Raw genomic sequence first — 7791 nt, 5'->3', positions numbered from 1 at the left:
GGCGCCGGCGCGGGAGCGACGGCGACCGGCCCCGCACCGACGGATCTGCCGAGTGGTCAACCACCCGCGGCGAACCCGCAGCCGGGCCAACCCCCGGCCACACCGCCCTCGAATCAGCAGGGCCGCGCTCCCGAGGTACCCGTCCCCGTGGCGGTCCCCAGTGGACCGACTCAGCTGACCGCCGCGAAAGCTGCTGCCTTGCAGGGGGTTCAGACCGCACTGGACGCGATGCAGTCGGCGCAGCAGAGCGGCAACTTCGCCGAGTATGGTCAGGCGTTGCAGAATTTGGATGACGCCATGGCCAAGTACCGGCAGGCCAAGTAGGCCGCTAAGTTCGTCGGGTGCGTTATCGGTTGCTCGGGCCGCTACAAGCCGCGCGCCGTACTTGCCTACAGGCGTGCCTCGAACCTCCGCTGAGGGCTGTGTGACGGCGCAGGGGCGTCGCAGGTGGCCTCGCTGATCGTGCGGGCAGTCGCTTGCGTTGATCGGCGCGGTCGGCGTGACGCCTCACTCCGCGAGGGGTGCCGTGCGTGCCGTCCCTGTCCACCGGTCCCGGGTCGAACTTGCCGTGCCCGCTTCGCCCGCGCGCTGCCACAGCGAGGACGCGCTGCGCTGCGCGCGCTCCCCAATTTGCACGATCCGGCCGCCGTGATGCGCTGACCACACGATTTGGAGCTGTGCCGGGTGCTCGGTAACCTTGTGTTCACCCGTCGCGGGGTGGAGCAGCTCGGTAGCTCGCTGGGCTCATAACCCAGAGGTCGCAGGTTCGAATCCTGTCCCCGCTACTACCCGCTAGCAGCGGAAAAAGGCCCCCAGAGGAGACTCTGGGGGCCTTTTTGTGTGGTTTGGGAACACGATTGGGAACATTCGCAAACCTAACGAGTTTTGGCAACGTTCGGCTGCAACGAGAAAACCTTGACAGACTGCCCGCCGGTAGCGCACGGGGCGTGAGTTACCCCTATTGGTACCCGCGCGCTCATTCCTTTTCGAGCCGGGCGCGCTCGGCCTGCGGTTCTTGCTCGGCCTTCTTCTGCTCCCGTAACTCGGCCTTGCGCTCACGCTCGGCCTCTCGCTCGGCTTGGACCATCATCTCGAAGTCAGAGGCAAATTCGAGTTCTCGTAAACGCAGGTAGTGGTACTGAGACGCCAGCCCTTGGCAACCTGTACCTGCCGGTGAATTGCACTGGCCCGACGGGCACCACCGCAAGTCGTTGCGAACGATCTCAGGCTAAAGAGAAACGATCGGTTGCGTTAAGTGCCTAATCGAGCGTAGTTTTATACGACAACGAACGTTTCTATTTGTTTGAGGAGGGTCCCGATGATGCTCTTGCCTGACCGGACCGACGTACTCATCGTGGGCGCTGGTCCAGCTGGCTTGACCTTGGCTGCGAGCCTGTTGCAATTGGGGGTTGAGTGCTTGGTCATCGACCGCAAACCCGCTCTGGCAGCTGGTTCGAAGGCGGCAGCGGTGCAACCCCGGACGCTGGAGTATTTGCAACGGTTGGGCGTGGCGGCACCGCTGATCGACGACGGCATCGAGGGGCGCGGATTCGCAGCCCAGGACGGGGATCGCGTGTTGTTGCGGGCGCCCTACGGGTCACTGAACACGCCGTATCCGTATCTGTTGCTGGTCGGCCAGCAGCAGACCGAGTACCGGCTGGAGGAGCGGTTGCGCGCCCTCGGCGGGGTGGTGCACCGGTCGGTGCGCATGATTGCCATGGTCGACGACTTCCCCGGCACCACCGTCACCGTCGCCACCGCCGGTGGAGAACTTCGAGCGATCCAGGCGCGCTACGTGATTGGGTGCGACGGGGTGCACAGCGCGGTTCGGCAACGGGCGGGCATCGGATTTCCCGGGGACAGCCCTGAGCAGTTGGTCGCCGTGGCCGACGTCGAGTTCGATCGTTGGCCGCACGACAACTGCGACACGACGTTCTTCTTCTCGGCACGCGGGATGCTCCTGGTTTCTCCGCTGCCCCTCGGTCAGGTCCGGGTGGTCGCCTCGGTCCCTGCCAACGCTGCCGTGCCGACGGCCGACGACGTCGAAGAGCTGATCGCCCACCGGGGGAGCAGCGCACTGGCGAGTCTGCAGGTAACCCGGGTCGTCTCGGCGGCCACCTACCGCGCGCAGCAACGCGTCGCCGACCGGATGTCGACGTCCAACGTCTTCCTTGCCGGCGATGCCGCCCATACCCATAGCCCCGCAGGCGCCCAAGGCATGAACACCGGGATTCAGGACGCCGCAAATCTTGCCTGGAAACTGCATGCCGTTCTGACGGGAGGCGCGGCGCCTGCCCTTCTCGACACCTACGCCGCCGAGCGCCTGCCGGTGGCCCAGCGGCTCATCGCGTTCACCGGCCAACTGGGAGGCTTGTCGATGGTGTCCGGACCTGATCAGGTCGCGCTGCGAAACGATGCGATCGCGGCAGTGTCGCAGGTGTCGGGTGCTGAGCACTGGCTAGTGCAACAGCTGTCCCAACTCGACGTCGGCTACGCCGATCGACGATCCGATGACGAATTCTCCGCCGGACACCGGATACCGCCGGCGTTGTGCCCTGCCGACGATCTGAACTGGTCGGTCGTGACACCCGCGGAACACCGAAATGACTATCCCGCAGGGGTTTCGGTCATCGAGTGTGCCAAGGTGCCGCGGCCGCTCTACGTTCGTCCTGACGGTTACGTCGCCGACGACGCGTTGGTATCGCAGGTATTCCACGCTCGTGCCGAGAGGGCCGGTGTCTGATGCAGATCGTTGCCTACGCCGACGACGCGGGCCGCCCGGCGATTGGCGTGCGTGTCGGTGACGGCGTGCTCGCGACGGGTCACGCTGACCTCGGGGCCTTGATCGACGCCGGCCCCAGCGAGCTGGACCGCCTGCGCCGAGCAATGGAACACCCTGGCGTACTGGTACATCCGAAGCGGTTCCTGGCTCCGCTGGCGCCGAGCGCCACCCTGGTGTTGACAGGTGGCAACTACGCCGACCATCTCGCCGAGACCGGACTGCACCCAACCGAACCGGTGTTCTTCGCCAAACTGCGCTCGGCAGTCGTAGGTCCCGACGAACCCATCCGCATCCCAGCACCCGAGACGCACACCGACTGGGAAGCCGAACTCTGCGTCATCATCGGCAAGCCGGCCCATCGGGTGCCCGCCGAACGCGCCCATGAATTCATCTTCGGCTACACCATGATCAACGATGTCAGCGCGCGCGACGTGATGGATCGCGAACCCATGCAGATCATGCTCAGCAAGTGTCCGGACACCTTCTGTCCGCTCGGTCCGCACATCGTGACCGCCGACGAAGTCCCCGACGTCAACGAGCACCCGCTGGAGATCAGCACCACGGTCAACGGTGCGTACAAACAGCGGACCACCACCGACACCATGATCCATTCCATCCCAACCCTTCTCGAGTTCCTCACTCGAAGCGTCACACTGCAACCAGGCGACGTGGTCAGCACCGGCACGCCGGGAGGCACCGGTGTCGGCAGGACGCCCCAAGAGTTCCTCTGCCCCGGCGACAGCGTCACCGTCGGAGTGGCGGGGGTTGGATATCTCAGCAATCCCGTCGTCGCCGGTTGGTCCGACCACGACTAGCCACTACGTGTCACGTCGGCGATCGCGTCGATCCCGGCCAGCAGCTGCTCGGCGGCGAGTGGTTCAGAGAGGTGGTGGCCGATGATCAGCCCGGGCATGAGCGCGAAGAGCGCCGAGGCTGCTGCCTCGGCCCGTGCCTTCGGCAGCCGACGGCCATTGGATTGCCATCGCTTGGCAAGGGTCGTCAGATGTGCACGTACCTCGGCGTAGAAGTGAACCGAGCGCTCACGCAGCTCGGGTCTACGCAGGGCCTCGCCCCAGGCTTGGATCGTGATCCGGCTCAGGTCGTAGTCGTGGGTGGTGGTCTGCCGGTCCAGTGACGCGACGAGGGCGTTCAACACCTCCTTGGGCGATGGGGGTGGGTCCTGTTCACTGAGGTGCGCGAAGGTGTCACGGACCAGGGTTAGCGCTTCATCGGCGGCTGCGGCGATGAGGTCGTCCTTGCTGCGGAAGTACCGGTAAACGGCACTGGAGGACATTCCAGTCTCGGCGATGATGTCGTCCATCGACGTGGCATGGAAGCCGTTGCGCGAAAAGCATTTCCATGCGCTCACTTCGATGTGGCGCCGACGTTCGTCGCGCAGGCGATCTGACAGTTTGGGCACGTCCTCACAGTAAACGGAAACGATCGGTTGCGCTAGCACCGAAACTGGCCTAGCCTTATATAAGAACGTACGTTTCGCTTTGACGAAGGGCCCAGGCCGAGTCCCGACCGATTCGCCCAACCATCGCAGAGGAGTTGAACCAAGCATGAATACCCCGCTGAACCCGGCTCATGACGGGATCCATCACATCAAGCTGCCCGTCACCGACTTGGAGCAGAGCTCCGCCTGGTACGCCAGTGTTCTCGGCGCCCGGCGTCTCGGCGAACTGGATCACCGCCGTCCTGACGGCACCCTCTTCGCGGTGATCCTCGACGTTCCAGGTCTCACCGGTCACCTTGAGTTGCGGCTTGACCCGGCCACGGCAGGAAGCCTGACTGGTTTCGACTTCCTCACCTTGGCAGTCGCCAATCGTTCGGCGTTGGACGACTGGATTGCTCGACTCGACGCTCTCGGCATCCACCATTCGCCACCCATCGTGGCGTTGGTGGGCTGGCTGCTGGTGGCCGTCGACCCCGACGGGTTCCGGCTGCGGTTCTACACCACCGAGCCCCACCGGCTGGGCGACTCTGCCATCGAATTCGACTCGCCGTGGCTGGGCACCGGTCCCACCCCCGCCGCCGACGACGACAGTCAAACAGTCTGCGCTATCGGCAGACTCACGGCACTGCCCGGTCACGCCGACGAAGTGCAAACTCTGATGAAAGCGGTGGCCGAGGCCACCCGCATCGAGGACGGCTGCCTTGCCTACCGGGTGCACCATTCCAAGGACGATCCGAACACGACCGTGGTCTACGAGTCATGGGCCAGCCCAGCGGCGATGACCGCACACCACCAGACCGCCCACATGGCTGCCTTCCAGAGGGAAGCCGCCACACTCGTCGAGTGGCCCCCGCAACAAGAGCTGCTCACGCCAGGTGTCTAACCGCTGCGGGCGCGCAATGCCCTCCGTCAGGCCTGATCGGTCGACGAACTCCGAGACGAGTGGTGGATCGCTACCTGCTCGCGCAACGCCATCTTGAGGAACTTGCCGACGGTGTCCGATGGCTTCCAGTCGCAAATTCTCGAAGTAGAGATCCGGGCCGTAATCAATGGGTGCCGAGCGGCTCAGCTTGTTCTTGTACGCACTGCTCGCACACTGGTCTCTTTCCGAAACTCGATTCGATCTTCACCAGGCTGTATGCAATGAAGATTGACAGGCCGAGAAGACACACCGAAGTTTTGTCAAAGTACCTTCGGCGATCCTGGTCAATCTTCCTTGCATCTCGACACATCCGCCATCATCAACCACCAATACCGGTGGAGCCCTCCCTCCGTGCCACGACGGTTCGGCCGTCCTACGGGCCCGATGCATTGGGAACATATTTGGGGACCAAACTCGGCGAGACCGCCTAAATGCGGCGCAACGAATGGACCGTTCACGGCACTGCAGAGAGTGCTGACGTTGACAGACAAGACGTCGAGGATCCGGTGGAACCGTCACCCGTCGGCTCCTAACCCAGAGGTCGCAGGTTCGAATCCTGTCCCCGCTACTAAATGGAACGGCCCTCGGAGATCTCTTCGGGGGCCGTTTTCATGCCGGTCGGTAACACGATTGGGCGGCGGCTGCCAGCCAGAACTCGTCGTTGAGGTTCATGGTCATTTCCCGTCCGCCGCATCACTGCATCGAACTCTGTGATCCGCATTACTGGACCGCTCACCCGGCAGCTAGGGCAATCAGTGCGCGTCGCTCAGACGTTGGCGACCGGAACACAGCGTTTTCAGGTGATGCCGAAATCCCTGATCTTCCGGTAGATCGTGGCGCGGGACATCCCCAGGGCCTCGGCGGCTTCGGCCTTTTTGCCGTCGTTCTCCGAAAGGCTACGGACGATGGCATCGCGCTCCATCGCCTCCAGGCGGGTGAGTCGGCGCCGGGTCAGAGAACGGCACTCGTCGGGCAACTTGTCGATCCCGATCACGCCCGATCGCTGCCTCGTGACGGTCTCGGCCAGCACACTGCGCACCTGCGCGATATTGCCGGGCCATGGCAGCTTGCCAAGCTGCCGCATCGCCTCGCCGTCCATCCGAGCCTCGCCGCGCGTCAACTCGTTGAGCAGCATGGGTACCAGTTCTTCGAGATCTTCGATCCGGTGGCGCAACGCGGGGACCGTCACGGTGTGAGTGAAGAACGGAAGGACGAGCATGTCCACCAACGGTGATTTCCGTTCGGTGCTCGTCGTCGCAGCGATCCAGCCACGGCCCGCGCGCGTCTGCATGACGGCAGCTAGCGGCTCGAGGACGTCGTCGGCTAGTTCGTCGACATTGGCAACGATGACGGCGAAATCGTCGCAGTCCGTCTCTGCGTCGAATTCCGTGACGAAAAGGTCTGCAGAAGCGAAGGATCCGGCACGAAGAATGCGGATGGCGCGCTCAGGGGTGACGAACTGCGCGACCGCCTGGCCGAGGCGGGTTCGTCCTGAACCACGTTCGCCTTCGATCACCACCCATTCGCGGTCGCGGTAGCACCGCTCGACCTGCTGGCAGCTTCGCCGAAATGAACTGCTCCTGCCTGCGAGTCGTGGAATGGGCTGTCTTCCGCGCGCCGGTGCGCTTTCCGTGACCCGCAGTGACACGTGGAACACCACGCTGTCACTGCGAACACCTACCGCGATGCGTTCGGCGGCCGATATCTTCACTGACGTACCGCTGGGCAAGGTGGCTACCGTCGTCGTCGTGAACGTGGTCCGCGTCATCTCCGCAGCATGGTCAAGCACGGCGGTCTGGTCGGCGGCGTCCAGTGCCTGTCGCAGGTAGGGATTCATCAGGACGACATCGCCACCGATGGCCAACACGCCTGCGGGGTAGCGGCGGCTCTGCTTGAGGTAGGCGTCGAGCAGTACGGTCTCGGTTTCGTTGTTCATCGCGCGGATGCGATCTTCGATTTGGCTGCCCGCACTCTTGGCGAGGACGAAGAGCAGCGGATCGGCCTGCTTGGCCCAACAGGTCAAGTCGATCACGCCGAGTATTCGCCGGGTGACGGGTTCGCGGATGGGCGAACCCGCGCACGCAAGTCGCCCAAGTGTTCCCACGTAATGCTCGCTGCCCTGAATGAACGCCGGCTGGCCGGTCTCCAGAGCGGTACCGATGCCGTTCGTGCCCGCGAATTCCTCCGCATAGCTGTAGCCCTTGGCGAGCCGGACGTCGTCGAGCATCCGCTCGAACGTGGAATCGGCTGCGATTCGGTCGAGCACCAGGCCGTCCGCAGAAGTGAGCACGACGCTCACAGCCTGTGCCGATAGATCTTCGGCGATTCGGCGGAGCACCGGTGCAGCCGCATGGGTGAGTGGGGTGTCGGTGTCCGGGTCGCGAAGGTAAGGCAGCTCGACGCGATCGGGATGTACATGCAGGTCGCGGGAGCGGCGCCACGAACTGAGCACGCTGGGCGCCACGACATCAGCACTCGGCGCGCCTGCAGTGAGGAACTGCTCCCTCGCGCGCCTCGTGCCAACGGCGATGTCGGCATCTTTGACCATGGTGGCTGTACCTCGGTCCTAAAAAGGCTGCAACCGGCAGCTTAGGCATGCTTTGAGCGTGCGACGTCTCAATTTGAGAA

At 64.0% G+C, this 7791-nt stretch carries 5 protein-coding genes, 1 tRNA gene and 1 pseudogene; 5 read left to right on the top strand and 2 right to left on the bottom strand.

Annotated elements, in window-relative coordinates; translation table 11 throughout:
- The 4 genes and pseudogenes from QOD90_RS25050 to QOD90_RS25035 form a co-directional block, all read left to right on the top strand.
- Positions 1-324 (top strand): annotated as a pseudogene (locus QOD90_RS25050) (UPF0182 family protein); the annotation flags it as partial.
- Positions 325-711: 387 nt separating this feature from the next.
- A tRNA-Met gene (locus QOD90_RS25045) sits at positions 712-785 on the top strand.
- A 533-nt stretch (positions 786-1318) separates the two neighbouring features.
- Positions 1319-2743, top strand: coding sequence for an FAD-dependent oxidoreductase (locus QOD90_RS25040; RefSeq protein ID WP_526354147.1), 1425 nt, complete (start codon positions 1319-1321; stop codon positions 2741-2743).
- A complete protein-coding gene (locus QOD90_RS25035) occupies positions 2743-3597 on the top strand; it encodes a fumarylacetoacetate hydrolase family protein (RefSeq protein ID WP_526354145.1) in 855 nt (284 codons plus the stop codon). The genes QOD90_RS25040 and QOD90_RS25035 overlap by 1 nt, the downstream gene beginning before the upstream one ends.
- On the opposite strand, the gene QOD90_RS25030 is transcribed toward QOD90_RS25035, so the two are convergent.
- Positions 3594-4202 carry a TetR/AcrR family transcriptional regulator gene (locus QOD90_RS25030; protein ID WP_526354143.1) on the bottom strand — a complete coding sequence of 203 codons (609 nt, stop codon included), beginning with the start codon at positions 4200-4202 and terminating at the stop codon, positions 3594-3596. The two genes, QOD90_RS25035 and QOD90_RS25030, sit on opposite strands and share 4 nt — an antisense overlap.
- Before the next feature lie 145 nt (positions 4203-4347).
- On the opposite strand from QOD90_RS25030, the gene QOD90_RS25025 reads away from it, so the two are divergent.
- The gene (locus tag QOD90_RS25025; protein ID WP_526354141.1) at positions 4348-5124 is read left to right on the top strand and encodes an antibiotic biosynthesis monooxygenase; all 777 of its coding nucleotides are present in this window, start codon (positions 4348-4350) and stop codon (positions 5122-5124) included.
- Between the two features lie 835 nt (positions 5125-5959).
- On the opposite strand, the gene QOD90_RS25020 is transcribed toward QOD90_RS25025, so the two are convergent.
- Positions 5960-7711, bottom strand: coding sequence for a sigma-54-dependent Fis family transcriptional regulator (locus tag QOD90_RS25020; protein ID WP_526354139.1), 1752 nt, complete (start codon positions 7709-7711; stop codon positions 5960-5962).
- Positions 7712-7791: the final 80 nt, after the last annotated feature.

It is taken from the genome of Mycobacterium sp., assembly GCF_032161845.1.
Lineage (GTDB): Bacteria > Actinomycetota > Actinomycetes > Mycobacteriales > Mycobacteriaceae > Mycobacterium.
This window is presented reverse-complemented; position numbering and strand designations above follow the sequence as displayed.

Coding starts and splice junctions, on each gene's coding strand:
- QOD90_RS25020 (WP_526354139.1), bottom strand. CDS start 7,711: ATGGTCAAAGATGCCGACATCGCCGTTGGCACGAGGCGCGCGAGGGAG.
- QOD90_RS25025 (WP_526354141.1), top strand. CDS start 4,348: ATGAATACCCCGCTGAACCCGGCTCATGACGGGATCCATCACATCAAG.
- QOD90_RS25035 (WP_526354145.1), top strand. CDS start 2,743: ATGCAGATCGTTGCCTACGCCGACGACGCGGGCCGCCCGGCGATTGGC.
- QOD90_RS25040 (WP_526354147.1), top strand. CDS start 1,319: ATGATGCTCTTGCCTGACCGGACCGACGTACTCATCGTGGGCGCTGGT.